This is a genomic window from Rhodoferax saidenbachensis, from assembly GCF_001955715.1.
Classification (GTDB): Bacteria; Pseudomonadota; Gammaproteobacteria; order Burkholderiales; family Burkholderiaceae_C; genus Allorhodoferax; species Allorhodoferax saidenbachensis.
Genome location: NZ_CP019239.1, coordinates 417,195 through 440,832, shown reverse-complemented (window position 1 = coordinate 440,832; position 23,638 = coordinate 417,195). Strand labels below are relative to the sequence as shown.

The window sequence follows — 23,638 nt, the reverse complement described above, 5'->3', positions numbered from 1 at the left end:
TGCCACACAACGGAGCTGGTACTACACTGTGGGCCGCTGCACCCGACAGCCCCATAAAGCGAGACAAAACACCATGAAAAAACTGCTATTGCCGGTCGCCCTGTTGGCGGCCGTTGCCGGACTCACCCTCTCCACCCCCGCACTGGCCCAAAGCGCCTACCCGGCCAAGCCGATCCGCCTCATCATTCCCTTCCCGCCCGGCGGCGGCACCGACATCCTGTCGCGCCTGGTGGCCCAAAAGTTGACCGAAACCTTCCAGTGGACGGTGATCCCCGACAACAAGGCCGGTGCCGGCGGCACCATCGGCATTGCCGAAGCCATCAAGGCCGCGCCCACGGGCTACGACATGGTGATGGGCCAGAAAGACAACCTGGTGGTGGGCCCCTGGCTCTACGGCAACCTGCCCTGGGACCCGACCCGGGACCTGGTGGCCGTAGCGCATGTGGCCTACACCCCGGTGGTGATCGCCACCGCGGCCAACTCCAAATACAAGACCCTGGCCGATGTGGTGGCCGCCGCACGCGCCGCACCCGACACCATCACCTATGGCTCACCGGGCAATGGCACCACCATCCACCTGGCGGGGAATCTGTTCGAGAAGGCCGCCAACATCCAGATCCGCCACATCCCCTACAAGGGCTCCAACCCGGCGTTGATGGACGCCCTGGCTGGGAATGTGGACTTGCTGGTGTCGTCCGTGCCCTCCGCCATCGCGCAGATCAAGGCTGGCAAGCTGCGCGCCCTGGCGGTGACATCGGCCGCGCGCAGCAGTTCGCTGCCGGACGTGTCCACCGTGGCCGAGCTGGGCTACAAGGGCTTTGACGTGAGCACCTGGTATGGCCTGTTCATGCCGGTCGGCACACCGGCCAGCGTGGTCAATCTGGTCAACGCCAAGGTCGGCGAGTTGCTGGCCAATCCGGACGTCAAGGCCGCCATCCACGCCCAGGGCGCCGAACCCCAGGCCATGAAGCCCGAACAATTCAGCAACCTGCTCAAGACCGACTACGCCAAGTGGAAGGACATCGTGCAGGCCTCAGGCGCCAAGGTGGAATAGGCCTGAACTAGACGCCTTTCCCAAGGCATGGTGACAGGGTGCGGGGATAATCCGGCTCCTGTCTATCTTGGAACGGGCCTGTCCGGCCCTCAAGCACCATGCCTTTGCACCCCTCTGACGCAGACCGCGTCTACACCCTCAGCGATTTTGACTTTGAACTCCCCGAGGCGCTGATTGCCCAGCACCCGGCGCCAGAGCGCAGCGGATCCCGCCTGCTCGATGGCACCGGTGCCACGTCGGTGGACCGCATCTTTCGCGAACTGCCTTCGCTGCTGAAAACCGGCGACCTGCTGGTCTTCAACGACACCAAGGTCATCAACGCCCGCCTGTTTGGTGAAAAAGCCACCGGCGGCAAAGTCGAATTGCTGATTGAGCGTGTGCTCGGCGGCAATCAGGTTGCAGCGCACATGCGCGTGAGTAAGAAACCCGAAGTCGGTGCCACCATCAAGATGACCTGCGCACCGGGCCAAGAGGACGGCCTCAGCGCCACGCTGCTGGGCCGCTGGCCCAACGTGGATGGGCCGATCTACCGTTTTGTGCTGAGCAACGACCGCGGTGACGACCCGTACACGCTGATGGAACGCCACGGCCATGTGCCGCTGCCGCCGTACATCACACACTCGGATTCGCCCGAAGACGTGCAGCGCTACCAGACCGTGTTTGCCAAGAACCCCGGCGCGGTAGCCGCACCTACCGCCGCGCTGCACTTTGACGAAGCATTGTTCGCCCAGTTCGATGCCATGGGTGTGTCGCGCGCGCATGTCACGCTGCATGTGGGCGCGGGCACCTTCCAGCCGGTCAAGACCGAAAATCTGGCTGAGCACCAGATGCACAGCGAGTGGTACGACGTGCCCGCCGCCACGCAGCAGGCGATTGCCGAGTGCAAGGCGCGCGGCGGCCGTATCGTCGCCGTAGGGACGACCACCGTACGCACGCTGGAGAGCTGGGCTAAAACCGGCTTGGCCAGCGGCGACACCAATATCTTCATCACGCCGGGCTTTGACTTCCAGCTGATCGACCTGCTGGTCACCAACTTCCACCTGCCCAAGTCCAGCCTGATGATGCTGGTCAGCGCCTTTGCCGGCTACGAACACATCATGGGCCTGTACGGGGAAGCGATTGCCCGCGGGTACCGGTTTTTCAGTTATGGTGATGCCATGCTGCTCGAAAGGACGCGCGCCCTGCCATGATCGATATCCATGCGCTGATGGAGCGTGCACCTGCCGACCGCGCCCAATACCGGTGGCAACGCACGATTGGCGATTTTTACCAACGCGCCCTGGCGGGATCGGTCTTTTACGCCCTCGGCTGCCTGGTCACCGCATGGTTTGGCGGCTATTTTTCGCGCTACCCGGCGCTGGTGGCGGCAGTGCTGCTGCTGTTTGCCCTACTCACCTACTTGCGCCGTACCCACAGGCCTCCCCAGGATCTGAACGACAGGCTCGCCACCAAGGCATGGTGGACACGGCACTGGTGGATGGTGCATGGGGGCAGCATCGTGTGGTGCGGTTTTTTTGCCGCCGTGGGCGTCATTGAAGCGGGCCCCAGCCTCGTGTTCTCCATTGCGGCGCTGTGCACGATTGCCTACACCTCCGCGGCGTGTGAGGTGTATTCGTTTGACCGCAAGCAGGCCCTCTTGGTGGTGGTCCTGATACAACTGCCTGCCATGGCGCTGTTCCTGGTCGAGGTACCGCCTTTGCGTGCCCTGGTCATCGTGCTGGCCGTGTACTTTGTCTACCAGTTGGCCCATATCCGCCGCCGCGGGCGCGAGTACGACGCGCAGGTGGATGTCGAATACGCGCTGATCACCAGCCGCGCGGAAGTACAACGCCTGTCACAGCAAGACGCACTGACCGGACTGGCCAACCGACGTGAGTACGAAACGACATTTGGCTCCCACTGGCACGCCGCAGCCAGGCAACGCACTGCGCTGGCGCTGATCGTGATGGACCTGGACCATTTCAAACGTGTGAACGACACCCATGGGCACAGTGCCGGTGATGCCTGTCTGCGTCATGTGGCGGTGCTGATGCAGGAGCGCTTTCGCCGGGGTGGCGACCTGGTGGCCCGCATCGGCGGGGAAGAGTTTGCCGTGGTGCTGCCGGATACCTCGGCCGAAGAGGCCGTTGCGATGGCACAAGCTCTGCGCGATGACCTGGTCAATCACCCGCTCCCATGGGAGTCCCATGCCATCGATATGACGGCCAGCATCGGTGTGGATGCCATCCGCTGGGATATCGACACCAGCCCCCAGGACAGCTACCGCCGCATTGACGACGCCTGTTATGCCGCCAAAGGCAACGGCCGCAACCAGGTGGTCCAAGCCGGCCCATCGCCCTAGGGTTTCAAAGACAATACCGCCATGCTGAAATTTGAACTGTTAAAAACCGACCCTGCCGAAGGCAGCTACCTGGGCAGCCACGCCCGCCGCGGCACGCTCACGCTGAACCACGGCGTGGTGCAAACCCCGATTTTCATGCCCGTGGGCACCTACGGCACCGTCAAAGGTGTGATGCCACAAAGCCTGCACGACATGGGCGCACAAATCATCCTGGGCAACACCTTCCACCTGTGGATGCGCCCGGGCCTGGACGTGATGGAGAAATTTGGCGGCCTGCACCAGTTCGAGAAATGGGACAAACCCATCCTGACCGACTCCGGCGGTTTTCAGGTCTGGTCTTTGGGCGAGATGCGCAAGATCAGCGAGGAGGGCGTGAAGTTCGCCTCGCCCGTCAACGGCGACAAGCTGTTCCTCACGCCCGAGATCAGCATGCAGATCCAGACCACGCTGAACTCCGACATCGTGATGCAGTTTGACGAATGCACGCCCTACCTGTCGGTGGAACCCAAGACCAAGGGCCTGGTCACGACCGAGCGCGAGGCGCGCAGCTCCATGGAACTCTCGCTGCGCTGGGCCAAGCGCTGCCAAGAAGAGTTTGCACGGCTGAACAACCCCAATGCGCTGTTTGGCATCGTGCAGGGCGGCATGCACGAGCACCTGCGCGACGAATCGCTGGCCGGGCTGGAAGCGCTGGACTTCCCCGGTATCGCGGTGGGCGGCCTGTCTGTGGGCGAGCCCAAGGAAGACATGATGCGCGTCTTGAAGCACATCGGCCCCAAGTTGCCCAAACACAAGCCGCATTACCTGATGGGCGTGGGTACGCCCGAAGACTTGATTGCCGGCGTGCAGAACGGCATCGATATGTTCGACTGCGTCATGCCCACGCGCAATGCGCGCAACGGCACACTGTTCTCGCGTTACGGTGATTTGAAAATCCGCAACGCGCGCCACAAGAGCGACCCGCAGCCGCTCGATGTAACCTGCACCTGCCACGCCTGCGCGGGCAAGTCGGGCGTGTCCTGGGCCGATGGTGGGCGTGACGGTTTCAGCCGCGCCTATCTGCACCACCTGGACCGTTGCGGTGAAATGCTGGGGCCCATGCTGGCCTCCATCCACAACCTGCACTACTACCTGAACCTGATGCAGGAAGTGCGCGACGCACTGGACGCCGGTACGTTCGGCGCGTTTGTCAACCAGTTCCACACCGATCGGGCGCGCGGCGTCTGAACCCGTGACGGCGATCCCTCCAGACCTGCTGCAGCGGCTGCCCGCCAGTCTGGAGGACTGCGCCATGGGCGTAGGCCTGTTCGACCCCGAGGACCACCTGCGCTGGGCCAATGCTTTTTTTTTGGAGGCACTCGCCACCACAGTGGCGCCGGACACGACCTGGGAATCCATGATGCGGCGCTGCCACCGCGACCGCGTGGGTGTGCTGATCGACACACCCGACATCGAGGCCTGGCTGACGCGTGTGCGCGCCACCTACCGCAAGTCACCCCTGCGGTCTTTCGAGTCCGACTATGTGGATGGGCGCTGGCTGCGCGTCTGTGAGACGCTGGGTGACGACGGCTGGATGCTGATCACCACCACCGACATCACCTCGCTGAAGACCAATGAAACCGCCTTGCAACGGGCGCGTGATGAGGCCGTATTGCTGGCCAAGAACGACATCGAAAAAGCCATGCTGCAACAGGCCGAGCTGCACCAGCTCAAGTCCGACTTTGTGACCATGACCTCCCACGAGTTCCGCACACCGCTGGCCAACATCCTGTCGTCCACCGAATTGCTCAAGCACTATGGGGATCGCCTGCCGGACGCCAAAAAGGCGGAACTCACCAACACCATTGAGGTGGGTGTGGCCCGCATGACCGAGCTGTTAAGCCAATTGCTGCGCATGGAAGACCCCGATGCGCCGCTGTAGATTGCCTTAAAAGGTTTCCCAGTCCTCGTCACCCCCTGCGGGAGTGACTTTGGCGCTGGCCTTCGATGTCGGCTTGGGCAAAGCCGCCAGTTGCGTGGCAGGTGCCTTGGGTTTCGCGGTGCTTGTCTGCAGCTTCGCGACAGGCGCTTTGGGCTGGGTCTCTGCGCGCTGCGTTGCGCCTGGGCTCACGGTGGGCGCACGGGCATACGCGCGGGGAGCATTGGATGGTCCCCCCGCACCCAGCTTGAACACCGCGACCACCTGCACCAGCTCCTGGGCTTGGGATTTGAGGCTCGAAGCTGCTGCTGCCATTTCTTCCACCAGTGCCGCGTTTTGCTGTGTGGCCTGGTCCATCTGGGTCACAGCTTCACCGACCTGTGCCACCCCCTGGGATTGTTCGTTGCTGGCCGCGCTGATCTCCCCCATGATGTCGGTGACACGTTTGATGCTGCTGACCACTTCGGTCATCGTGGTACCGGCTCGGTCCACCAGTGCGGTGCCTTGCGCAACCCGTTCGACGCTGGCTCCGATCAGACCCTTGATTTCCTTGGCCGCTTCGGCCGAACGGCCGGCCAGACTGCGCACTTCACTGGCCACCACGGCAAAACCGCGGCCTTGTTCTCCGGCGCGGGCGGCTTCGACCGCCGCGTTCAGCGCCAGGATGTTGGTCTGGAAGGCAATACCGTCGATCACACTGATGATGTCGCTGATCTTTTTGGAAGAGTCGTTGATGCCCTTCATGGTCTCAACGACCTGACCCACGACTTCACCCCCCTGAACGGCGACTGTCGAAGCACTCATGGCCAATTGGTTGGCCTGGCGCGCGTTGTCGGCGTTTTGCCTGACGGTGGAGCTGAGCTCTTCCATGCTGGCCGCGGTTTCTTCCAATGCGCTGGCTTGCTGTTCGGTGCGGGCAGAGAGATCGTGGTTGCCCTGGGCGATCTCCGAGCTGGCCGTGGCAACGGCTTCCGAACCCTGGCGCACGGCAGAGACCGTGTGTGCCAATTGGCCTTGCATGGTGGACAGGCTGTCCAGCAGTTGGCCCAGTTCATCCTTGCGGTTCACCACGATGCTGCGGCTGAGGTCGCCTTCTGCAATGCTTTGCGCCACCGACACCGCTTGCCGCACGGGGATGATCACGCTGCGCGGGATAGCCCATATCAACCAGCCCCCCATCACCAGGATCACCGCCAGCGCAATGAGCATGGTCTTTTCAGAGGATGACACTGTCTTGACCACCGATTGCGCCGCATTCGCCGTGCCGTCCAGGTTGAATTTCAGGATACTTTCCATCGCCGCATAGGCTTGGCGGAATGCGGCAGGTGCGTTGGCAGAAAACTCCTGCTGAACCTGGGCCAGTTTTTCTGGCGCGGTGGTGGCCTCCGCAAGACCGGCCAGACCACTGTGGGCCAGCTTGAAATAGGCGTCGCGCTTGGTCCGGTAATCGGCATACAGCGCCTTCTCCGCATCGCCCACGGCTGCGTTGGCCTCGGTATAGGTGAGCAGGGTTGCCGCATACACCTCAGTCGCCGCGATCAGCTGGGTTTCGGTTTGCTGCAGCTTCTGGCCAAAGGTCGCGGCGTCGGACTGGTCCCGCCCCGCCATGCGGTCACTGACCATCAAGTAGTGGTCCGCCACAAACCCCTTCATATGGCCCAGATTTTCAATCGCCGGTATCCATGAGTTGCCAACCTCCCCGGACTCGTATTTCACCGCTAGGTTCTGGTACAGCGAATTGGCAGCGCTGAGCACCGCCAGGGAAAGAATCAATGCGAGGCCCGCAGTGATACGGGCCCGGATACCGAAATTATTGAGGTTCATGGTGAAGCCAACGTTGATTCGATTGATGCAAAAAACATTCCAACGCAACCATGATGACCCGCAAGGCCATCCATCCCGAGTGTGAGACCCTGCATGGCCATGCACACCCGGAATTTATATAAAAAGTGGCCGTAGCCCCCGTCAATAGTGCGCAAACAGCTATGAATAAAGGAGCAACTTGAGCCTACCCCGCATATCCATTTAAAACGTTTCCCAGTCATCATCCCCACCCGCCGGGGTGACCTTGGTGCTGGTCTTGGGTGCTGGTGTGGACGCAGGGGCTGGGGCCACCTTGGGGGCTACCAGCCCCTTGGCTTTGACCAGGGCCGGTTTGGCCGCCGATGCGGGTTTGACGTCGGTGCGGCGCTCATCACCTTTGAATGGTGCGCTCTGGGCAACACGCACCTGCGCTTTGGGCGGGCCACCCCGGCTGTCGCCGGCACCCAATTTGAACACTGCCACGGTCTGCACCAGCTCGTTGGCCTGTGTCTTCAGGCTCGATGCCGCTGCCGCCATCTCTTCCACCAGCGCCGCATTCTGCTGCGTGGCCTGGTCCATCTGGGTCACCGCCTCGCCTACCTGAGCGACGCCAGAAGCCTGTTCGTTGCTGGCCGCGCTGATCTCTCCCATGATGTCAGTCACCCGCTTGATGGAACTGACCACCTCGGTCATGGTGGTGCCCGCCTGGTCGACCAGCGCAGTTCCCTGTTCCACCCGCTCCACACTGGCGCCGATCAGGCTCTTGATCTCTTTGGCGGCTTCGGCAGAACGGCCGGCCAAGCTTCGGACTTCACTGGCCACCACCGCAAAGCCGCGCCCTTGTTCGCCCGCTCTGGCGGCTTCCACCGCGGCATTCAGGGCCAGGATGTTGGTCTGGAAGGCAATACCGTCGATCACGCTGATGATGTCGCTGATCTTGCGGCTGGATTCGTTGATGCCTTTCATGGTCTCGACCACCTGACCGACCACTTCGCCGCCCTTGATGGCGACGGTAGAGGCGTTCATGGCGAGTTGATTGGCCTGGCGGGCACTGTCCGCGTTTTGTTTGACGGTGGAGCCTAGTTCTTCCATGCTGGCCGCGGTTTCTTCCAGCGCAGAGGCTTGTTGTTCGGTGCGGGCACTCAGGTCGTTGTTGCCTTGGGCTATTTCGGCGCTGGCGGTGGCTACCGATTCAGAGCCAGTGCGCACGTTGGCGACGACACGGGAGAGGCTAGCGCGCATGCCTTCCATGGCCTGCAGCAACTGCGCGGGTTCGTCTTTACCTTGGGATTGCAAAGCGGTGGTCAGGTTGCCTTCGGCGAAATCCTGGGCCGCCACGACGGCGGCGGCAAGGGGGCGGGTGATCTGAATGGTGACCCAATAGCCCAACGCCACGGCCAGCAAAATAGAAATTGCTATGGACAGAATGACACCGCCGCGCGAGCCCGCGTACGTGGCTTGCGCCGCACTGAGGGCTTGGTCGCTGCCATGAACATTCAATACATACATGTCATCGATGCTCTTGAACATGGCCCGAAACGCGGTGCGAGAGTCTTCTCGCAAATAGCGACTGGTGGCGTCAATCTCTGCGGGGCCTATATCCGACAAGGCAAGGAGTTTGGTGTTGGTCTCGTAGTAGGTCTTGAGGCCCTTGGTGTAAGCATCCCAGGCCGCTTTCTCCTCCGGTGAATCCACCAATGCCAGGAACTTGTTTCCCACTTCTTCGAGCTTGGGTTTGCTCGCTGCCATACGATCGGCTTCGGGCTTTTTACCCTCTGGACTGATGGCCAGGACGTGCTGCAGTTCGGCACGCCGCATGTCATTGAGCAGCCCCTGCATCTGGCCCAGGTACTTGATGCTGGCCATCCAGTTGGTGGCCATGTCTTCCGTGTTGTCGTTGATCTTGGAGAGCTGCGACAGCGCAAAACCTCCGGCCATGGCGGTCACAACGACCAAGGCAAAAAACACCATGCCCAGCTTGGCACCGATTTTGAAATTGGAAAGACTCACCGCGCGACTCCTCGTATATTTTTTAGCGAAACGGTTGCAAACAATAGCGGCCCCTCAAGGGCCCGCCGTGAAAACGGTGAGTACGCCGGTATAGCCGTACAAGTGCGCATGGGCAATCTCGCCCGCTGCAAAAAAACCGACCAACGGAACATCGCCCAGCGCACGCCGCACGGTTTGCAGTTCGGCACTGGGGCCGCCAAAATGCGGACCACCACGACCCGTACAGCTCACGTACACCGCACCGGCAATGCGGCGCGCGGGATGGGGCGCAGCATCGATCTCCGAAGCCTGCACTGCATGGGCTGTCTCCAGCGCCTGCTCCTGCGGCTCCAGCTCCTCGCGTATCTCTGCACAAATGCGCACCAGATCGGCCCGCGCAGCATGCACATTGCGCTGGCAAAACGCCAACTGGGCACCCTCCTCCACGTGGTCAGCCACGGCGATGCCGCGCCGACCCGGATCCAGACCAATGATGTGGCGCACGGTCACTTCGCTGCCGAAATCGCCCGTCTGGCGCACTGCCGCAACAGCACCCACACCCGGCGCTTGCTCGGCCTGTGGTTGCACCAGCCCCACCAGCGTGGCGCGCACCACTTCCAGCGCCTGCTGCGGCTGCTCCAGGGAAATCGCCAGATCGGCCAGCATGACATCCAGCGCCGGCTCACCATCCAGGGTGACCACGACGTTGTGATCTGCCTCGGTCACGGTGCGTACTTTGGACACCGGCTTGCACCCCTGGGTCACGCGTGACACCAGCCCCACGTCGGCGCGAAAGGCAACCCCGCTGAGGCCACCGCTGAACACGCCGCTGGCACTGCCATGGCCCTGGATATTGCCGTCACCGGCCACGGCGAATTGCAGGCTGCGGGTACGGCTGCTGGAGAGCCCTCCGAACAGGTAACCCGAGCCGGTGCGTTCGGCCATCTCGGCGATCAGTTCGCCCAGGTCGGCGGTGGCCGGGTCGGCATGCACCAGCGCGGTGTGCGCCTCAAAGCCCAAGCCGAGCGGCGCAACACCGGAGAACACGCGGTACTGGTCGCTGGGCAGCTCCAACAACATCACGGCCAGGGCGGGTTCGTCAAAGTACTCCACGTTGTTGCTGGCAATGCCCACGCCTACAGTGCCCGACCAATCGGTGACTAGTGGCAGCTCGGCCCCCAGATGCTCCAGGATGTCCTGGGCATCACCGGCGTAATGGTCGGTGACGTACAGCAGTGCCAGTGTGGGCGACGACGCATACCCGTGCAGCGCCATCTGGGCACGCAGCTGCGCCAGCACCAGTGCGCAGGCCATCTGCCACTGCGGATGGGTGGCATGGGCATAGGGAAAGAGTTTCATGCAGCGCCCCTCTGAACGAACGGAGGCTTGTACGGGCTAACGCCCGCTGGTCTTGCGAGCGGGTGACTTGCGCGCCGCTGTGCGTTTGGCTGCAGACTTCTTGCTGGCGGCAGTGGCAGACTTGAGCGCTTCCTTGGCCAGGCCTGTGGCCATGTTTTTGGTCATGTCCACCGCCGTCTTGGTGCTGGCTTCCTTCACGGCATTGGCCGCAATCTGCTGGAACTGCTGCGTCAGAGAACCCCACAGGTTCAGCGGATCCACCATGCCCGCCACAGCGGACTTGGAGGCTTTGGTGGGTTTGCCCGCACCGGTGACATCAGAGATGGTCTTGGCGGTGGACGCCGCGCGTTCGGTCACGCGCTGCACGCTGGAGGCCACCGAATCCGCCGCCTTGAGCTTGAGCGCATTGGCCACGTCACCGATGTTGAAGTTCATGCCCTTGAGCGTGGCCAGTGTCATTTTCTGCACTTCCAGCGCCTGGATGGTGGCGCCCAGCGCACGCGAGTTTTGCTCCAGCCAGAAATGCACATTCTTGAGCTCTTCAATGCGTTTTTCCAACTCTTCCACGTTCAGCGTGGGGGCGACCCAGTTACCCAGGTTGGGCATTTGGGGAATGTTGTTACTCGCCCCTTTGGCCAGGTTTTGCAGAAAGTCGAATCCGGGGACGAATTTGCCAAAACCTGCGGTGTCTGAATCGCTCATGGTGTCTCCAAATGTGGCGGGGTAAGCCGTCATGACAGCTTACCCCAATGCGCGACGTCTGGCGACCCGGTTCAAACCCGAACGGCAGGTGTGGAATCCCCTTTTTTTGCGCAATCTCAGCTCAGCACGACCCTGAAGCCAGGCAACCGGCCAATCACCAGCCAGTCCAGCAACACCACCGCCAGCAATACGGCGCCAGACAAAGGAAAGGCAACTGCAACCAGCAGCATCACCACAGCGCCGGATTTCCACAGTGGCGCCCCGGCAGATAACGGCGGCGCCACGAGGCGACCGGCACCCGCAGGGCGGCGCTTCCACCACATGACGATGCCGCTGACACACAAAAACGCCACACCCGCGCAAAACGCGACGTTAAGCAAGGCATTCCACAGGCCCAGGTCGCCCTGGTGCAGGGCAATGCCCACCGCCATCGCTTTGGCGACCGGCGAATAGTCGGCAAAAGCGGCTTCGGCAAGCACACGGCCGGTGTAGCGGTCCACATGCACCGTGCGGTCGTGTGTGGGGTTCTTCAAATCGCCACTCATGGTGTCGGCCGACAGGGTGTAGACCCCGTTGGCGTCTTGCGGCAGGTTGATATGGAACTGGCCCGAGAAGCCCAGACGGGTGGCCAGATTCACCATGCCGTCCAGATTGACCGGCTCACCCGCAGCCACGCCCAGTACACCCGCGGACGAACCCGACTGGGGCAAAGGTGTTTGCTCCAGACCCCAGGGCACATCGTGCACACCCGCCGTATTCAGCGTCGCATGTGTCGCGTCCGACTGGGGCACGGCATCCCACTTCACGGCCGGAAAGGTCGCCCAGGGCTGCACATATTTGGCGCCCCATATGCCGGTCCAGGACATCCCCGTCAACAAAAAGCCCAGCAGCACGATGCTGAGCCAGAAACCGATGCTGGCGTGCAGCGACTTCCACCAGATACGGCCCTTGGCCCGCAGATTGGGCACCAGCACCTCCGCCCAGCGGCTACCGCCACGCGGCCAGTGCAGGTACAGCCCGGTCACGACCATCACCACCGCCAGTCCGGCTGCGATCTCGATCAGGCGGTCGCCCACATCGCCGAGCAGCAGGGTGCCGTGGATCTTTTCGGCCCAGGCAAACACCGTGTTGCCCTTGTCCACGGTCTTGAGGACTTCTGCGGTGTAGGGATTGACCGCCACCGCATGCGCCTGCTCGCCCTGCATGACGACAAACCACGCCGCCAGATCTTTGGCAGGCGGTGCGATGTATTCCTTCAGCGTGCCATCCGGCACTGACGCCAGGGCAGCCTGGGCTTGGGCCGTCACGGCCAGCACCCGGTTCTGAGCCGACACATAAACAGGAGCACCCAGCCGGGTCTGAAAGCCCGTGAAAAACACCATGACCAGGCCGGTCACGGCCAGCATGAACAGGAACGGCACCACATACAGGCCGGAATAAAAATGCCATCGCCAGGCGGTGGCATGGAAGCCCGCGGCACGCGCGGGCGATTGCGCAACAGAAGTTTGCATCGTCAGAATCCAGAAGGTGTGAAAAGGATGGCGTCCAGGCTGTCACAGCGCGGCGCACACGACATCGGGCGCATGCAGATATGCGCAGGCTCAGATGCCTGCAGCATGGGCGACCCGAAAATCAGCTCAGGGGGTCACACCGACGCAGGGGGGCCGCGCGGTGGCGGCGTGAGTGAGGCCCGTTTTTCGTAGAAGAAAACCTGTAGGGCCAGGGCTTGCGACAGTTCGCCCGGAAGCAGGAAAAGGTAGGCAACCGCCGAAGCCGGAAGAACGGCCTGGTCTGTGGATTGCAGGCAGAACGGGCAATGCACCAGATGTTTGACAGCCTCCGGCCCGGCCGGGGAATCGGCAGGAAGGGTTTGGGGCCCGCTGCTGGTGCATATCTCCATGCCCGGCATGGCGTTGCCCAGTGCCAGCGCGTGCGACACCGTGGGTGCCAGTGTGGCAAACAGCACCAACAGCGCAGCCAGCCACCCCGCCCAAAGGCGGTGCAGCGGTGGCCGGTGCTGGCGCGGTGTCACGGTCGGCTTCGTTTAGTGCTTGTGGGCGCCTGCGGCAGCAGGTGATGCAGAGGCTGCGGGTGCGACCGTGGTCACGGGGACTTTGAGCTCGGATTTGGACTCAACACCCTTGGCGTCCTTGAACACCAGCGTCAGAGGAATCGTGGTGTCCTTTTGCAGGGCAACCTTGAGGTCCATCAGCATCACGTGGTACCCCCCGGGCTTGAGCTCCACCGCTTTGCCTGCGGGCAGGGCCAGCCCCTTGTCCAGCGCACGCATCTTCATCACATCGCCTTCCATCTTCATTTCATGCACTTCGGCCACACCGGCCACAGGCGACGAGACAGACACCAGCGTGGCGTTCTCTTTGGCGGTGATTTGCATGAAGGCGCCCGAGGCCTTTTGCCCCTGCACCGTCGCGCGGGCCCAGGCGTTTTTGACTTCGGCAACTTGCGCCAGTGCAGCGCCTGAGAAGGCAGCGGTGAGCAATGCAGCACCTGCGATAACAGTCAGTTTCATGGTTTTTCCTTGGTTCACGGGTGGGGTTAATGGTTATGGCCGCCAGCGGCCTGGATGTCCAGCACTTCGAGCAGGGCGGCAGGCGACTTCAGGTCCTTGGTAGAGGTACCTGTGGCGGGAACGTCGGTCCAGGCCGTACTGCCTTTTTCGCAGACTTGGGTGACCTTGAACCACAGGGGACCGGGTTTGGTGGGGGTGGTGCCCCGCAGGACAAACTCGTCGTAATAGGCATCGGGCAGCGCGTTGGCCGGGCCGTTGGCAGTCCAGGTGATCTCCAGCACACCTTCCGCAAACCGCGTGCCATGGGATTCGTAGGGCTGCTCCAGCGCGCCCACCCGTGTGCTCAGCGTCCAGCCGGCTTTGGGCATGGGCTGCGCGCCGTTGAAGCCGGCGGGAATACGCACCTGGATCGCCGTGGTGGGCGAGCCATTGCAGCCGTGCCCGACGCGCAGGGTGGCGCGGTAACCCGCTCCGGCAGCGGCGGCGCCGTCCTGCAAAGTTATGTGGGCAAAAGAGGCCGCAGCCCACATGGATATTGCGCAAGCAGCTACTAATTTGAGAGCAAAATGAGAGTTCACAACGGGATTCTTTCAAGAATGCGGCACAGTGCGCCACACGACACAACCAGGACCGCTGGCGCCCGCCGCGCGTTCCATCACGGGAACCGGCGCACGCAATCAACGGCGATGCAGAGAGAGAGAGAGAGAGAGAGAAAGGGGGAGGGACCTGCAGGTACAGACCTGCAGCACCCGCGTCAGGCTGCGGGCGGACCGCGGGCGGGAAGCGGCGCAGCCGTGCGCCAGACAACCGCAGCAGACTGCACGGGTGTCGGAACCACCACACCATGGACCGGTGTGGAAACGAGAAGCTGGACCGCAGGCGGCGCCCCCAAAGCCAGGCACAACACACAATCCAGCGTCTGGTGAGCGGCCGGGGTGGCGCCATCGTCACTGCCCGCCACCAACTTGACGGCACCGGCCGTCGAACACACCAGGGTCAGTGTCTGCGGCTTGACCACGGGCGAGGCAATGGCCACGCCCATGGACAACACAAACCAGGCCAGCACCCCCAGGGCAAGGGTGCGGGCGTTTCGTAAGGTTTGCAGCGCGGGCATGGGCGAATTATGGCGCAGTCCCGTGCCCGAAGATTGACCCGCGTCAAGGACAAATTTCGGCCAAGGCGCACCATGGTGGCTTGTCCATACCCTAAAGCCCACACCATGCCCATCCACGACACCACACCCTTTCAGTCCTTGCTGCAACAGCAACGCACCACCTTATTGGGGCAGTTGGCGACCCTGCGCGGCGGCACCGTGAGCCGCGCGGAGGCATCGGCCGCCCACTTCGCCGGACGCGAAGACTCCAGTGCAACCGTTGCCAGTGAGCGGGAACTGGAATTCGCCCTGGATTCACGCGAAACCGGAGAACTTGCCGCGATTGACGCCGCCCTGCTGCGCATTGCTGCGGGCACCTATGGCGAATGCACCGACTGTGGCGTGAAAATTCCCGCCACCCGCCTGCATGCAGCCCCTGAAGCCGCCCGCTGTATCCACTGCCAGGAAAAGGCCGAACAGGCCTGATTTGAACCCGTGCGGGGCTGCTATCCTGCGGGGATGCGCAGCCTGTTTCACTTTGCTTTTAATGTCACCGACCTGGACACGGCCAGGGCTTTCTATGGCGGTGTACTGGGTTGCCAGGAAGGCCGCAGTACCGCCACCTGGGTGGACTTTGACTTCTTTGGCCACCAGCTCTCGCTGCATCTGGGCGAACCGTTCAAGACCGCACGCACGGGCCATGTGGGCGAGCACCTGGTACCCATGCCACACTTTGGTCTGGTGCTGGCCCTGCCCGACTGGCAGACACTGGCGGAGCAGTTGAAGGCCGCCCAAACCGCCTTTGTCCTGGAGCCGCAAGTGCGCTTTGCAGGGGAAGCCGGAGAACAATGGACCATGTTTTTTCTGGACCCGTTTGGCAACCCGATGGAGGTCAAGGGCTTTCGTTCACTCGAATCGCTGTACGCACCATGATGAATTACACCTTTCTGTCGGCCACCATTCTGCTGATCCTGATCACGGATCCGATTGGCAATATCCCGATCTTTGCCAACGCGCTCAAACACGTCGCACCACAGCGCCGCCCGCTGGTGATCCTGCGCGAAATCCTGATTGCCTTTGCGCTGCTGCTGACCTTCATGTTTGTCGGCGAGGGCTTCTTGCGCGTCATGAACCTCTCCGAACTGGCGTTGCAGATCGGTGGCGGCGTGATCTTGTTTCTGATCGCCCTGCGCATGGTATTTCCGCCCCCCAGTCTGGGCGAGGCCGAACTACTGGTGGAGCCCCTGATCGTGCCGCTGGCCGTACCCGCGATCGCCGGCCCTTCGGCGCTGGCCACCGTGTTGCTGCTGGTCTCGCAGCAGCCGGAGCGCCGTCTGGAGTGGATTGGTGCGCTGTGTGTGACCATGTTGGTCAGCGCCGTGGTGCTGGTGTCCGCCGAGCGCATTCAGCGCGTCATTGGCTCCCGCCTTGTGACTGCGGTGGAACGCTTGATGGGCCTGGTGCTGGTGTCGGTGGCCATTGAAATGATCCTGCGCGGCATCAAGACGTTCGCGGTGCAACTGCGGGGCTGATCTGCGGAGCCGCGGCGCCTCAGACTTTCTTCAGCGGCACCACTTCCTGCTCAATCGCGCCGAAGATGCTCAGACCATCGCGACCCTTCATCTCGATACGAATGGTGTCACCAAACTGCATGAATTCGGTCACCGGCTGGCCGTCCTGGATGGTTTCCATGGCGCGTTTCTCGGCGATGCAGCTGTAACCATTGGGCCAATCCACACGGCCCTTTTTCTCCACGCCCTTGTTGCTCACCGTGCCGGAGCCGATGATGGAGCCGGCGCGCACATTGCGCGTCTTGGCCAGATGGGCGATCAACTGGCCAAAGTGGAAGCTCATGTCCGGCCCGGCCTCGCACAGGCCGACCTTGCGGCCATTCCAGGTGCTTTGCAGGGTCAGGTGCACACGGCCCCGGGCCCAGGCGTCGCCCAGTTCGTCCGGCGTCACGGCCACCGGGCTGAACGCGGTAGCCGGTTTGCTCTGCACAAAACCAAAACCCTTGGCCAACTCGTCGGGAATCAGCTTGCGCAGGCTCACGTCATTGACCAGCATCAACAGGCGAATACCGTCCAGCGCGCGGTCCGCCGGGCAGCCCATGGGAATGTCGCTGGTAATCACGGCCACCTCGGCCTCGAAGTCGACGCCGTGGTCCACGCTCACCGCCACGATGGGGTCACAGGGGCCGGCAAAGTCGTCGCTACCACCCTGGTACATCAGCGGGTCGGTGTAAAAGCTCTCGGGCACCTCGGCACCCCGCGCCTTGCGCACCAGCTCCACATGGTTCAGGTAGGCCGAACCGTCGGCCCACTGGTAGGCACGCGGCAGCGGCGCCATGCATTGGGCAGGATCGAACGGAAAGGCATTGCGCGCGCGGCCACTGTTGAGCGCGTCGTACACGTCCTGCAATTGGGGCGAAAGGTAGTTCCAGTCATCCAGCACCTGCTGCAGGCGGCTGGCGATGTGGGAGGCGTACTGGGCGTGGCCGAGGTCCCGCGACACCACCACCAACTGGCCGTCGCGTGATCCGTCTTTGTAAGTAGCGAGTTTCATGGGGGAATTGTCGCTCTGAATTACACTGGCTTGAAGACCATGGACCGCCCTGCCCCAACGCCCCCCACTTCCCGTCGCACCATCAGGCCTCTGGCGCTGGTGATAGCCACGGTGTTGATGGCGCATTGGGCACTGTTGCACGGTATGCCCGTGTCATTGGTGTCCTTTGCCGGTCAAACCACTTTGGCAGAAAGGGCTCCGTCCCCTCGTCCTTTCATCACCCGGACCATCACACCGCAGCCCCCCGTGCCGGAAGTGGAATACGCGCCCCCCCCGGCATCGCATGTACTACAAACAAGAACTGCACCTACAGATTTCACGCCAAGGCCTGCAGCGACCGAGCAACCTGCAATTGCACAACCGGCGAAGGATCCAGCAGCTCCACTTGCTTCGACAGAAGCCTTAGACCTTGCTGCCGCACCGTCGAATCCCACTCCCAATGTCAGTACCGGGTCTACACAAAAATCGAGCCAAGCACAAACCGTTCGCAATGTAGCCATCCCAAAGTCAATGCGCCTGAAATACGACGTCAAGACCCAAGTCAAAGGCATCTCTTTGGCTGTGAATGGCGAGCTACTCTGGCTTCAGGATGGCAAGACTTACGATGCACGGCTAGAAATCAGCCATTTTTTACTTGGCTCCCGTGTACAGACCAGCAGGGGACGAATTACCCCCGACGGATTGGAACCAGAACGTTTTGGCGACAAAGTACGCAGTGAAGTGGCGGCCCATTTCGAACGTGATAAAGGCAAAGTCAGTTTTAGCGCCAATACACCGGACGCTCCTCTCTTACCCGGCGCGCAAGATCAGTTAAGCGTATTCATGCAGTTGGCTGCCATGCTGGGCAACGCCCCGGATCGTTTTCCCGCTGGAACCACGATCTCCTTCCAAGCTGTAGGCCCCAGGTCATCGGATGTTTGGGTGTTCAAGGTGGGGGAAATGGAAACCTTGCAATTACCTGGCGGGGAAATTAAAGCCGTCAAACTGTCCCGGGACGCCGTTGGGGAGTACGACCCCAAAGGGGACATTTGGCTAGCACCTGATTTTGCGTATCTCCCTGTTCGCATACGGTTGTTGCAAAGCAACGGAGATTTGGTGGATCAACAATGGAGTGGCACCCAGACTCCCTGATTTTTCGCACAGATCAAAAAGCCTGTTACTCTTGAAACCAGTAGACCCGCACCCAACTGAGATCCAACCAGGAATTTCGCTGACATGCATACCCTCTACGATTCTGAGACCTTCTCCGTGACCCACATGCTGGCCAACGCGGAGGCGATCCCCCAGCGCCCCTCAGGCGCCAGCAAATCCGAACACCATGCCCGTGGCATCCCGCTGCTGGCACGCCATGGGTTTGAGATCGTGGACAAGCGCTCCGGCAAAGAGGTCTACCTCGACGGTTCCTGGGCTGAACTTTTCCAGCAGCACATCCAGGCCTGGCAGGTGAACACACCCACCCAGGAAGAAGTCGAAGACACGCTGGAGCAGTACGCCGGGTTGGCGCAGAACCCGGTCAGCGTGCATTAACCTGCAATTTGTGGGGTAGCCGGCAACCACTGCTGGCGCTGGACCGAGCGGACTGGGCGTTCTGCTCCGTGTCCCCCGCCCGCTTTGCGGGCTCCTCCTTTACCTGCGCAGAACACCCATCCCTCCCGATCCGGTTGGTGGGTACGCTTACTGCGACAATGCAGCCCCATGAGCGCCTTGAACCACCCAACCTACGTCCTCACCCTCTCATGCCCTGACCGCCTGGGTCTTGTGCATGCCGTTTCCGGTTTTCTACTGGAACATGGCGGCAACATCGAAGAAGCCGCCCAGTACAACGACCCCGACACTGGCCTGTTTTTCATGCGTGTGCAATTCAGTTGTGCGAAGCACAGCCACGAGGCCCTGCGCACCCAGTTGGGCACGTTTGCCACCCCATTTGCCATGCAGTGGAGCCTGCACGCCACGGCCCAACCCATGCGCACCGTGCTGCTGGTCAGCAAGGAAGGGCATTGCCTCAACGACCTGCTGTTCCGCTGGAAAAGTGGCCTGCTGCCGCTGGACATCCGCGCCATCGTCTCCAACCACCGCGAGTTCTACCAACTGGCGGCCAGCTACAACGTGCCTTTCCACCATATTCCGGTGACGGCGGCGACCAAGGCGCAGGCCGAAGCAAAACAGTTGGAAATCATCCAGGCCGAAGGCGCCGAACTGGTAGTTCTGGCGCGCTACATGCAGATCCTGTCAGACGATCTGTGCCGCAAGCTCGCAGGCCGGGCCATCAACATCCACCACAGCTTTTTGCCCAGCTTCAAGGGCGCCAAGCCCTACTACCAGGCACACGACCGCGGCGTCAAACTGATCGGCGCCACCGCCCACTATGTGACGGCAGATCTGGACGAAGGCCCCATCATCGAGCAGGACGTGGCGCGCGCCGACCACAGCAAGACCGTGGAAGACCTGACCGCCATGGGGCGCGACACCGAAAGCCAAGTACTGGCCCGTGCCGTCAAGTGGCACAGCGAACACCGCGTGCTGCTCAACGGTCACAAGACGGTGATTTTCAAATAGAGTACTGCGACCTAAGGCCCCACCCACAAGGGGATGGTGGGGTGAGCGGCGCAGTGAAGTAAAGGCGGAGCCCGCGAAGCGGGCGGGGGACATGAACGGAGCCGCTCGCCCCGCCAGCCCCGCTCTCTCCAGAACGAACGTCAGGCTGCTTTAGCGGGAGCGACAACCCCCATCTGGTCCAGCGCAGTCGCCAAATGCTGCACGCTGCGCTCCACGTTGTGCAACTTCTCCAGCCCAAACAGTCCGACACGGAAGGTGCTGAAGTCGGCAGGCTCGTCACACTGCAGCGGCACACCCGCAGCAGTCTGCAGGCCCAACGCCAGAAACTTTTTGCTGTTCTGCATGCCCGGGTCGGTGGTGTAACTCACCACCACGCCTGGTGCCTTGAAGCCCTCTGCCGCTACGCTGACAATGCCACGGCTCTCGAACAGCGCACGCACCTTGGTACCCAGTTCGATCTGCTCCGCACGCACCTTCTCAAAACCGTAAGCGCGGGTTTCTTCCATCACGTCACGCAGGCGTGCCAATGCATCGGTGGGCATGGTCGCGTGGTACATGTGGCCGCCCGCTTCGTAGGCTTCCATGATCTGCAACCACTTTTTGAGGTCACAGGCAAAGCTGGTACTGGTCGTGCCGTCAATCGCCTTGCGGGCACGCTCCGACAACGCCACCATGGCGCAGGCGGGCGAGCCGCTCCAGCCCTTTTGCGGCGCACTGACCAACACGTCTACACCGGTGGCTTCCATATCCACCCACAACGCGCCGGACGCGATGCAGTCCAGCACAAACAGGCCGCCCACGGCATGCACCGCGTCGGCCACCTTGCGCAGGTAATCGTCGGGCAGGATCATGCCGGCGGCGGTTTCCACGTGTGGGGCGAACACCACGTCCGGCTTCTTGGCGGCGATGGTGGCCACCACTTCGTCAATCGGGCACGGAATCCAGGGCGCTTGCGGACCGCTGCCGACGCGGCGGGCTTTGAGCACCGTGGATTCGGCAGGTATGGAGCCCATCTCAAAAATCTGCGTCCAGCGGTAGCTGAACCAGCCATTGCGAATCACCAGGGTTTTCTTGCCCGTCGCGAACTGGCGCGCCACGGCTTCCATGCCAAAGGTGCCGCTGCCGGGCACCAGCACGGCGGACTGCGCGTGATAAACCTCTTTGAGAATGCGCGAGATGTCTTTCATCACGCCCTGGAAGCGCTGCGACATGTGGTTGAGCGCGCGGTCGGTGTAGACCACCGAAAACTCCAGCAGCCCGTCCGGGTCTACGTGGTTGAGCAAGCCTGGCATATGCAACTCCTCTGTATGCGGCATCCGCCAAAACGACGGACCCGCAGACTAGCACGCTCAGGCGCGTTCTGCCTAGCGTGCGCTCATGGCCTCACCCAGCACTACGGGCTTGGCCGCAGTCCACTGCGCGTTGAACTGCAGTGTGTCTTTGGGGAACAGCAGCACGACGGTGGAACCGAGCAGGAAACGGCCCATCTCTTCGCCCTGGCGCAGGCTCACTGCGCCGGGGTCGTAATGCCACTCGGTCACCTGGGGCAAGCGCGGCGGGTTCACCACGCCGTGCCAGACCGTAGCCATGCTACCCACAATGGTGGCGCCCACCAGCGTCAGCACCATGGGGCCGTGTGCGGTGTCGAACACACACACCACACGTTCGTTGCGGGCAAACAGGCCGGGCACGCCACGTGCCGTGGTCGGGTTCACCGAGAACAGGTCGCCGGGCACATAAATCATGCGGCGTAACTGGCCATCGCAGGGCATGTGGATGCGGTGGTAATCGCGCGGACTCAGGTAGATCGTGGCGAAGTGGCCATTGTCAAACTGCGCAGCCAGTGCAGCGTCGCCGCCGACCAGCGCGGTGCTGCTGTAGTGGTGGCCCTTGGCCTGGAATATCTGGTCTTTTTCAATCGCACCAATCTGGCTAATGGCACCGTCTACCGGGCAGACGAAGTCGGCTTTTGCCAGTGGCCGGGCGCCATCCTTGAGCGCACGCGTGAAAAATTCGTTGAAGCTGGCGTAGCTGGCCGGGTCAGAATTGGCGGCCTCGGCCATGTTGACGTTGTATTTGCCGATAAACCATTCGATGATGGCCGTGGTCCTGCGGCCCCAGCGGGCATTGGCCACCCAGCCGGCAAAGGCAGTCAGGGCTTTTTTGGGGAGTAAGTACTGCGGCAGTACGGCAAGGGTGTCAGACACAGAGGAACTTCCGAGGGGAAAAAGAGGGCCATTCTACTGAGGCACGCAGGGCGAAAGTAGGCTTCGCTCCCGGGGAACGCCCTCCGAAATCCATCCCAATAGTTATTAAAAACTGGCCCCAAACGGTCCAATGGGTGGGAATCTGCTGGCGCCTACCAGCCGGTCATCGACAGTGATGTGGACTCGTAGCCACCGATAGCTTTTCCGGAAGCTTGCCTGCCGCTTGTATTGACTGGCGCATCGGTGACACAGATTCCATGTCGGTACGGGACGTTATCGATTCCACTCTAGATACCGGACACACGACTGCAGGCGCTTCCCCAACAGCCAAAACATCGGTCAGTTTCTCGTACTTGTGGGGGAGTCCATATAGGAGGAGTTAGGGCTCTGGTGCATAGACAGAGCCTTCACTGCGCTCCGATGGCTTTGAGAACAAATTCTCTGACGCTAAAAGCTCCGCCGTTGGTTGGGGCGCAAGCCTTTCTGTTCGAAAAATCCGTGAAGTACCTGAGTGTTGCAAGGGTACGGTTGTCTCGTTGATCCAGTACAGCTATTTCGTACCCAATCAAACCTTGGTGAGAAAGGGCGTTGAGTAGCTCATCTTTGCCAACTGGGTAGGTGAATCTGACGAGTACATCAGCCGCAGACGGGCTGTTCTCTATGAGAGTGATGCCAGATGGGTAACGTGGGTTGCGTGTTTCGATTGAGGAAACGTGGTTGTTTGCGGCGATCTGAAAATAATTGATCTCAATTGGATACTTGCGGCCCCACTCATACGCCAGCGAGTGGACAGGCTTAGTTGGTGATGCCAAAAACTGTGCGCCGGAACTCTTACATGCTGCTGTGAACTCTGCGGAATCTGGCTTCAGAAATGTGATGCCGGCTCCGAGCGCTATGGCGGCAATGCTTGCGAAGTAGCCTGTTGGAAGAGTACTGACGGCAATTACTGCTCCGGCGGTGCGTCCTTTTCGGGCGCAAAAAGCCAGCGCTACGACAGTGAATAGGGTGATCCAGATATAGCCGAAGAGCCAGATGGTTTTGACCCCGTCCGAACTGCCGTCTCCGCCTGTCGCAAGGAATGCGAGAAAGAAGAGGACAGCGCAGTTGATTGCGGCAATGACTAGAACGCCCGCGTAAGCCATAGGAGCTCTAACGTGTTATGGAAGTGAACCACGTCTTATGAAGAAAGTCGTATCGACCCATGTTTTCCTCCCGTGTATTTTTTAAGCAATTGATTTATATCTGATTTCCCATATTCGAAGCAGCTTGGCGAGCCATGGGAATAGAACCAGACCCAGCAGGAACCAAGATGGGATGGCCCATCTGACAGCCCGCTTCCACCACATTGCAGTCGTCGAACCCCAACTCAAAGCTCCCCACGCAAACCAACCCACTCACCGGCAGAGCAGGGGGTATGGGCCCCCGCCGATTTCTGGGCATTTGACAGTATGAGGCGGGGGCCCATACCCCCTGCTCTGCTGCACAAACGCCACGCCATCAAGAGCGCCAACACAAATCGCT

Annotated in this window: 24 protein-coding genes; 11 read left to right on the top strand and 13 right to left on the bottom strand. The window is 61.6% G+C overall.

Annotated elements, in window-relative coordinates; genetic code table 11:
* Positions 1–73 precede the first annotated feature (73 nt).
* The 5 genes from RS694_RS02140 (at position 74) to RS694_RS02120 (ending at position 5,316) form a co-directional block, all read left to right on the top strand.
* Positions 74–1,054, top strand: coding sequence for a Bug family tripartite tricarboxylate transporter substrate binding protein (locus RS694_RS02140; RefSeq protein ID WP_029709293.1), 981 nt, complete (start codon positions 74–76; stop codon positions 1,052–1,054).
* Positions 1,055–1,152: 98 nt separating this feature from the next.
* Positions 1,153–2,244 (top strand): tRNA preQ1(34) S-adenosylmethionine ribosyltransferase-isomerase QueA, encoded by a 1,092-nt coding sequence (queA, locus tag RS694_RS02135; protein WP_029709294.1) that lies wholly within the window; start codon positions 1,153–1,155, stop codon positions 2,242–2,244.
* Positions 2,241–3,395: a GGDEF domain-containing protein gene (locus RS694_RS02130; protein WP_029709295.1), complete on the top strand. Its 1,155-nt coding sequence runs from the start codon at positions 2,241–2,243 to the stop codon at positions 3,393–3,395. The genes queA and RS694_RS02130 overlap by 4 nt, the downstream gene beginning before the upstream one ends.
* Positions 3,396–3,416: 21 nt before the next feature.
* A complete protein-coding gene (gene tgt, locus RS694_RS02125; RefSeq protein WP_029709296.1) occupies positions 3,417–4,622 on the top strand; it encodes a tRNA guanosine(34) transglycosylase Tgt in 1,206 nt (401 codons plus the stop codon).
* A gap of 4 nt (positions 4,623–4,626) precedes the next feature.
* Positions 4,627–5,316 carry a histidine kinase dimerization/phospho-acceptor domain-containing protein gene (locus RS694_RS02120; RefSeq protein ID WP_051392080.1) on the top strand — a complete coding sequence of 230 codons (690 nt, stop codon included), beginning with the start codon at positions 4,627–4,629 and terminating at the stop codon, positions 5,314–5,316.
* Positions 5,317–5,322: 6 nt separating this feature from the next.
* Here RS694_RS02120 and RS694_RS02115 read toward each other — a convergent pair whose 3' ends face one another.
* From RS694_RS02115 to RS694_RS02075, 9 genes are all read right to left on the bottom strand, one after another.
* Positions 5,323–7,137 carry a methyl-accepting chemotaxis protein gene (locus RS694_RS02115; RefSeq protein WP_029709298.1) on the bottom strand — a complete coding sequence of 605 codons (1,815 nt, stop codon included), beginning with the start codon at positions 7,135–7,137 and terminating at the stop codon, positions 5,323–5,325.
* A 201-nt stretch (positions 7,138–7,338) separates the two neighbouring features.
* Positions 7,339–9,126, bottom strand: a complete 1,788-nt coding sequence (locus RS694_RS20970) for a methyl-accepting chemotaxis protein (protein ID WP_076069268.1) — start codon at positions 9,124–9,126, stop codon at positions 7,339–7,341.
* 54 nt (positions 9,127–9,180) lie between these two features.
* Complete coding sequence (locus tag RS694_RS02105; protein WP_029708303.1) at positions 9,181–10,464, bottom strand: FIST signal transduction protein; 1,284 nt, start codon at positions 10,462–10,464, stop codon at positions 9,181–9,183.
* 36 nt (positions 10,465–10,500) lie between these two features.
* Positions 10,501–11,166 carry a PhaM family polyhydroxyalkanoate granule multifunctional regulatory protein gene (locus tag RS694_RS02100; protein WP_029708304.1) on the bottom strand — a complete coding sequence of 222 codons (666 nt, stop codon included), beginning with the start codon at positions 11,164–11,166 and terminating at the stop codon, positions 10,501–10,503.
* A gap of 116 nt (positions 11,167–11,282) precedes the next feature.
* Entirely contained in the window at positions 11,283–12,677 is a 1,395-nt protein-coding gene (locus tag RS694_RS02095) for a PepSY-associated TM helix domain-containing protein (protein ID WP_029708305.1), read from the bottom strand.
* Positions 12,678–12,811: 134 nt separating this feature from the next.
* Complete coding sequence (locus RS694_RS02090) at positions 12,812–13,198, bottom strand: DUF2946 domain-containing protein (RefSeq protein WP_051391950.1); 387 nt, start codon at positions 13,196–13,198, stop codon at positions 12,812–12,814.
* Between the two features lie 12 nt (positions 13,199–13,210).
* Positions 13,211–13,696, bottom strand: coding sequence for a copper chaperone PCu(A)C (locus tag RS694_RS02085; protein WP_029708307.1), 486 nt, complete (start codon positions 13,694–13,696; stop codon positions 13,211–13,213).
* Between the two features lie 26 nt (positions 13,697–13,722).
* Positions 13,723–14,226, bottom strand: a complete 504-nt coding sequence (locus RS694_RS02080; RefSeq protein ID WP_037247602.1) for a YcnI family copper-binding membrane protein — start codon at positions 14,224–14,226, stop codon at positions 13,723–13,725.
* A 224-nt stretch (positions 14,227–14,450) separates the two neighbouring features.
* Positions 14,451–14,810 carry a DUF2946 family protein gene (locus RS694_RS02075; protein WP_029708309.1) on the bottom strand — a complete coding sequence of 120 codons (360 nt, stop codon included), beginning with the start codon at positions 14,808–14,810 and terminating at the stop codon, positions 14,451–14,453.
* Between the two features lie 105 nt (positions 14,811–14,915).
* On the opposite strand from RS694_RS02075, the gene RS694_RS02070 reads away from it, so the two are divergent.
* Genes RS694_RS02070 through RS694_RS02060 form a run of 3 tightly spaced genes read left to right on the top strand, consistent with a single transcriptional unit; the run spans position 14,916 to position 16,321 of the window.
* Positions 14,916–15,275 (top strand): TraR/DksA family transcriptional regulator, encoded by a 360-nt coding sequence (locus RS694_RS02070; protein WP_029708310.1) that lies wholly within the window; start codon positions 14,916–14,918, stop codon positions 15,273–15,275.
* A 33-nt stretch (positions 15,276–15,308) separates the two neighbouring features.
* Positions 15,309–15,722, top strand: a complete 414-nt coding sequence (locus RS694_RS02065) for a VOC family protein (RefSeq protein ID WP_029708311.1) — start codon at positions 15,309–15,311, stop codon at positions 15,720–15,722.
* Entirely contained in the window at positions 15,722–16,321 is a 600-nt protein-coding gene (locus RS694_RS02060) for a MarC family protein (protein ID WP_029708312.1), read from the top strand. Before RS694_RS02065 ends, RS694_RS02060 begins: the two co-directional genes overlap by 1 nt.
* Before the next feature lie 19 nt (positions 16,322–16,340).
* Here RS694_RS02060 and RS694_RS02055 read toward each other — a convergent pair whose 3' ends face one another.
* Positions 16,341–17,354: a fumarylacetoacetate hydrolase family protein gene (locus RS694_RS02055; protein ID WP_029708313.1), complete on the bottom strand. Its 1,014-nt coding sequence runs from the start codon at positions 17,352–17,354 to the stop codon at positions 16,341–16,343.
* Between the two features lie 39 nt (positions 17,355–17,393).
* Here RS694_RS02055 and RS694_RS02050 point away from each other — a divergent pair, with 39 nt between their 5' ends.
* The 3 genes from RS694_RS02050 to purU all read left to right on the top strand — a co-directional run bounded on the left by RS694_RS02050 (position 17,394) and on the right by purU (position 19,910).
* Positions 17,394–18,485, top strand: coding sequence for a DUF3108 domain-containing protein (locus RS694_RS02050; protein ID WP_076069265.1), 1,092 nt, complete (start codon positions 17,394–17,396; stop codon positions 18,483–18,485).
* A gap of 84 nt (positions 18,486–18,569) precedes the next feature.
* Positions 18,570–18,881, top strand: coding sequence for a BTH_I0359 family protein (locus RS694_RS02045; RefSeq protein ID WP_029708315.1), 312 nt, complete (start codon positions 18,570–18,572; stop codon positions 18,879–18,881).
* 168 nt (positions 18,882–19,049) lie between these two features.
* Positions 19,050–19,910, top strand: coding sequence for a formyltetrahydrofolate deformylase (purU, locus tag RS694_RS02040; protein ID WP_029708316.1), 861 nt, complete (start codon positions 19,050–19,052; stop codon positions 19,908–19,910).
* Positions 19,911–20,050: 140 nt separating this feature from the next.
* On the opposite strand, the gene RS694_RS02035 is transcribed toward purU, so the two are convergent.
* The 3 genes from RS694_RS02035 to RS694_RS02025 all read right to left on the bottom strand — a co-directional run bounded on the left by RS694_RS02035 (position 20,051) and on the right by RS694_RS02025 (position 23,259).
* Positions 20,051–21,202, bottom strand: a complete 1,152-nt coding sequence (locus RS694_RS02035; RefSeq protein WP_029708317.1) for an aminotransferase class V-fold PLP-dependent enzyme — start codon at positions 21,200–21,202, stop codon at positions 20,051–20,053.
* A gap of 72 nt (positions 21,203–21,274) precedes the next feature.
* Positions 21,275–22,117, bottom strand: a complete 843-nt coding sequence (gene asd / locus RS694_RS02030; RefSeq protein WP_029708318.1) for an archaetidylserine decarboxylase — start codon at positions 22,115–22,117, stop codon at positions 21,275–21,277.
* A 407-nt stretch (positions 22,118–22,524) separates the two neighbouring features.
* On the bottom strand, positions 22,525–23,259 hold the full coding sequence (locus RS694_RS02025; protein WP_029708319.1) for a hypothetical protein: 735 nt from the start codon (positions 23,257–23,259) through the stop codon (positions 22,525–22,527).
* Positions 23,260–23,638 lie beyond the last annotated feature (379 nt).

Excerpts from the sequence above, each read along its gene's own strand:
- RS694_RS02130 (WP_029709295.1), top strand. The coding sequence starts at position 2,241 with ATGATCGATATCCATGCGCTGATGGAGCGTGCACCTGCCGACCGCGCC.
- RS694_RS02115 (WP_029709298.1), bottom strand. The coding sequence starts at position 7,137 with ATGAACCTCAATAATTTCGGTATCCGGGCCCGTATCACTGCGGGCCTC.
- RS694_RS02085 (WP_029708307.1), bottom strand. The coding sequence starts at position 13,696 with ATGAAACTGACTGTTATCGCAGGTGCTGCATTGCTCACCGCTGCCTTC.
- RS694_RS02075 (WP_029708309.1), bottom strand. The coding sequence starts at position 14,810 with ATGCCCGCGCTGCAAACCTTACGAAACGCCCGCACCCTTGCCCTGGGG.
- RS694_RS02070 (WP_029708310.1), top strand. The coding sequence starts at position 14,916 with ATGCCCATCCACGACACCACACCCTTTCAGTCCTTGCTGCAACAGCAA.
- RS694_RS02140 (WP_029709293.1), top strand. The coding sequence starts at position 74 with ATGAAAAAACTGCTATTGCCGGTCGCCCTGTTGGCGGCCGTTGCCGGA.
- RS694_RS02095 (WP_029708305.1), bottom strand. The coding sequence starts at position 12,677 with ATGCAAACTTCTGTTGCGCAATCGCCCGCGCGTGCCGCGGGCTTCCAT.
- RS694_RS02065 (WP_029708311.1), top strand. The coding sequence starts at position 15,309 with ATGCGCAGCCTGTTTCACTTTGCTTTTAATGTCACCGACCTGGACACG.
- RS694_RS02045 (WP_029708315.1), top strand. The coding sequence starts at position 18,570 with ATGCATACCCTCTACGATTCTGAGACCTTCTCCGTGACCCACATGCTG.
- tgt (WP_029709296.1), top strand. The coding sequence starts at position 3,417 with ATGCTGAAATTTGAACTGTTAAAAACCGACCCTGCCGAAGGCAGCTAC.
- RS694_RS02035 (WP_029708317.1), bottom strand. The coding sequence starts at position 21,202 with ATGCCAGGCTTGCTCAACCACGTAGACCCGGACGGGCTGCTGGAGTTT.
- RS694_RS02080 (WP_037247602.1), bottom strand. The coding sequence starts at position 14,226 with ATGTGGGCTGCGGCCTCTTTTGCCCACATAACTTTGCAGGACGGCGCC.
- RS694_RS02100 (WP_029708304.1), bottom strand. The coding sequence starts at position 11,166 with ATGAGCGATTCAGACACCGCAGGTTTTGGCAAATTCGTCCCCGGATTC.
- RS694_RS02060 (WP_029708312.1), top strand. The coding sequence starts at position 15,722 with ATGAATTACACCTTTCTGTCGGCCACCATTCTGCTGATCCTGATCACG.
- RS694_RS02055 (WP_029708313.1), bottom strand. The coding sequence starts at position 17,354 with ATGAAACTCGCTACTTACAAAGACGGATCACGCGACGGCCAGTTGGTG.
- RS694_RS02050 (WP_076069265.1), top strand. The coding sequence starts at position 17,394 with ATGGACCGCCCTGCCCCAACGCCCCCCACTTCCCGTCGCACCATCAGG.
- RS694_RS02105 (WP_029708303.1), bottom strand. The coding sequence starts at position 10,464 with ATGAAACTCTTTCCCTATGCCCATGCCACCCATCCGCAGTGGCAGATG.
- queA (WP_029709294.1), top strand. The coding sequence starts at position 1,153 with ATGCCTTTGCACCCCTCTGACGCAGACCGCGTCTACACCCTCAGCGAT.
- purU (WP_029708316.1), top strand. The coding sequence starts at position 19,050 with ATGAGCGCCTTGAACCACCCAACCTACGTCCTCACCCTCTCATGCCCT.
- RS694_RS02025 (WP_029708319.1), bottom strand. The coding sequence starts at position 23,259 with ATGGCTTACGCGGGCGTTCTAGTCATTGCCGCAATCAACTGCGCTGTC.